General features: G+C 70.1%; 2 protein-coding genes. Both read left to right on the top strand.

All coding sequences use genetic code 11. The features are described 5' to 3' along the window. Positions 1–480: 480 nt before the first annotated feature. The gene (locus VIB55_RS22370; RefSeq protein WP_349263067.1) at positions 481–1953 is read left to right on the top strand and encodes an ATPase domain-containing protein; all 1473 of its coding nucleotides are present in this window, start codon (positions 481–483) and stop codon (positions 1951–1953) included. Beyond that, positions 1950–3146 (top strand): ATP-binding protein (locus VIB55_RS22365; protein WP_331878895.1); only part of this gene is annotated, 1197 nt, incomplete at its 3' end. The genes VIB55_RS22370 and VIB55_RS22365, both read left to right, overlap by 4 nt.

Raw genomic sequence — 3146 nt, 5'->3', positions numbered from 1 at the left:
GGGGGGGCGGGGGGCGGGGGGGGGGGGGCTCCCAGAGGCATGCACCAGCACCTCGTCGAAGCTCACCCGAAGTTCCCCCCTCTCCCGCGCGGTTTGCGGGGGAAGGGTTGGGGATGGGGGGCGCGGCCCGAGCACCGGGCCTGCCCTGGCGCCCCGGAACCCGAAGTGTACCCCCTCTCCCACGCTGTTTGGGGGAGAGGGTGGACGAGCCTAGGCGAGGCCGGGTGAGGGCCGCGAGGCCGGGTGAGGGCCCCACGGCAGCCGAGGCCTCGGCTACGGTGACCGCTGCCGCGCCCAATCGAGTACGCATCCGCGGCTGGATTCTTTCGCCACGCCAGGGATGGCGTGCGGGCCGGTACGGTGCGCATGCGGCTCAGGGATGACAGCGTTCGGTGCGTCCGCGATCGGCTGGCGCGGTTCGTGTATTCGGGATCGCGCGAACGCATCCGGCGGCTTTTTCAATCCAGGGAGAATCTCAACGTGGATACCGGCACTCCGCGGCGCCCAACGGGGCTGCCCGGCCTCGACGAAGTGCTTCATGGAGGCCTGGTGCCGGAACGCGCCTACCTGGTGCGCGGCGGCCCCGGCACCGGCAAGACCACGCTGGGCCTTCACTTCCTGGCCGCCGGCGTGGCGCTGGGCGAGCGCGCCCTGCTGATCACCCTGGAATCGTCGGAAACGCAGCTTCGCAACGACGCGGCGGCGCAGGGGCTGGACCTGTCGGGCATCACCTTCCTGGACCTGAGCCCCACCCGCGAGTTCTTCGCGCAGAACCAGAGCTACGACATCTTTTCCCCCGCCGACGTGGAGCGCGACCCCACCACGCGGCAGATCGTGGAAACCATCGAGGGGCTCAAGCCGCAGCGGGTGTTCGTCGACGCCGTCACCACGCTCCGCTACCTGGCGCCCGACGCCTTCCAGTTCCGCAAGCAGGCGCTGTCCTTCGTCCGCTACCTGGTGGAGCACGGCGCCACGGTACTGCTGAGCTCCGAGCCCACCGAGAGCGTGCCCGACGACGACCTGCGCTTCATGAGCGACGGGATCATCGACCTGGAGATCTCTGCCCGGCACGGCGTGCTCCGCCGCTACCTGAGCGTCAGCAAGATGCGCGGGTCGGACTTCCAGGGCGGCCGCCACTCCATGCGCCTGACCGCCACCGGCATGGAGGTGTACCCGCGCCTGGTGCCCGCCGCGCACGAGCGGCCCTTCGACCCCGCCCCCATCCCCTCCGGCATCGGCGAGCTGGACGAAATGCTGTGTGGAGGCATCGAGCGGGGCACCATCACCATCCTCAGCGGCCCCAGCGGCGTGGGAAAGACCACGCTGGGCATGCAGTTCATGAAAGAAGCGGCCACCCGCGGCGAGCGCTCGGTGGTGTACGCGTTCGAGGAGGGGATGGAGACGCTGCTTCACCGCTGCGACAACGTAGGCATCTCGGTGCGCGACATGATGGCCGACGGGTCGCTCCACGTGGTGGAGATCGAGCCGCTGCGCTTTTCGCCCGGCGAGTTTGCGCTGATGGTGAGGCGCGAGGTGGAAGACCGCGGGGTGAAGATCGTGATGATCGACGGCGTTTCGGGGTACCGGCTGACGCTGGCGGGCGACGACCTGGTGATGCACCTGCACTCGCTGGGGCGCTACCTGAAGAACATGGGCGTCACCGTGCTGCTGGTGAACGAGACCGATTCCATCACCGGCGACTTCCGCGCGACCGACATCGGCGTCAGCTACCTCTGCGACAACCTCATCTTCCTTCGCTACCTGGAGATGGGCGGCGAGCTGCGCAAGGTGGTGGGCGTGCTGAAGAAGCGGCTCAGCGATTTCGCCAAGACACTGCGAGAAATCGAGGTCACCTGCGACGGGGTGCAGGTGGGCGCTCCCCTCGCCGGCCTTCGCGGCGTGCTGACCGGCATGCCGGAGCGAGTGCGCCACGACGATCCCCCGCGCGGATGAACGGCGCCCCGGCCGCGGACGCCGTCCGCGCCACGTCCGAGGCACCGCGCCCGCCCGAGGGGCGCGGCAGCCGCATTCTCCTGCTGCTGGACCAGCCCGAGAACCGCTCGCTGCTGGCCGGCGAGCTGTCGCGCGATTACGCGGTGCTGCCGGCGGAAGACGACGACGCGCTGGATGGGGAGTTCGACCTGTGCGTCCTGGACGGCCGCGCGCTGGACCGCCTGTGGGAGCGGGTGCAGCGCCGGAAGATGGCCGAGCACCCGGCCTTTCTTCCCGCGCTGCTGGTGACCTCGCGGCCGGGGGTAAAGATGATCACCCGGCACGTGTGGCGCAGCGTCGACGAGCTGATCGTGGCCCCCATCGAGCGCCCCGAGCTGCGGGCGCGGGTAGAGATCCTGCTGCGCGCCCGCACGCTCTCGCTTGAGCTTCGCCGCCGCGCCGACGAGGCGCGCGCCCTGGCCGAGCGGCTGGAGCAGCGCGCGGCCGAGATGCAGGCGCAGTCCGCAGCGCTGGAGCTGCGTACGCGCGAGCTTCAGACCACCACGGAGCAGCTGGAGGAGCGCACCGGCGCGGCGGAGGAGGCCAATCGCGCCAAGAGCCAGTTCCTGGCCACCATGAGCCACGAGCTGCGCACCCCGCTGAACGCCATCGGCGGGTACGCCGACCTCATCGAGATGGGCATCCGCGGCCCGGTCACCGAGCAGCAGCGCGACGACCTGGCGCGCATCCAGGCCAGCCAGCGGCACCTGCTGGGGCTGATCAACGAGGTGCTGAACTACGCCAAGCTGGAGACGGGCACCGTCCACTACCAGATCGGCGAGGTGACGGTGAGCTCGGCCCTGGCCTCGGCCGAGGCGCTGGTGGCGCCGCAGGCCCAGGCCAAGGGGCTGGTGCTGGACGTGGAAACGTGCGAGGACGATTTCGTCGTCTGCGCCGACGAAGAGAAGCTGCGCCAGATCCTGGCGAACCTGCTTTCCAACGCCGTAAAGTTCACCGACGCCGGCGGAACGGTGACGCTGCGCTGCGACTCGGTGGGCCCGAACGCCGTGTTCGTGGTCGCCGACACGGGAATGGGCATTCCGCCGGACAAGCTCGAGGCCATCTTCGAGCCGTTCGTGCAGCTGCGCTCAGACCTTACGCGCACCGCCGAGGGCACCGGGCTGGGGCTGGCCATCAGCCGCGACCTGGCGCGC

The organism is Longimicrobium sp., assembly GCF_036554565.1.
Classification (GTDB): Bacteria; Gemmatimonadota; Gemmatimonadetes; order Longimicrobiales; family Longimicrobiaceae; genus Longimicrobium.
This window is presented reverse-complemented; position numbering and strand designations above follow the sequence as displayed.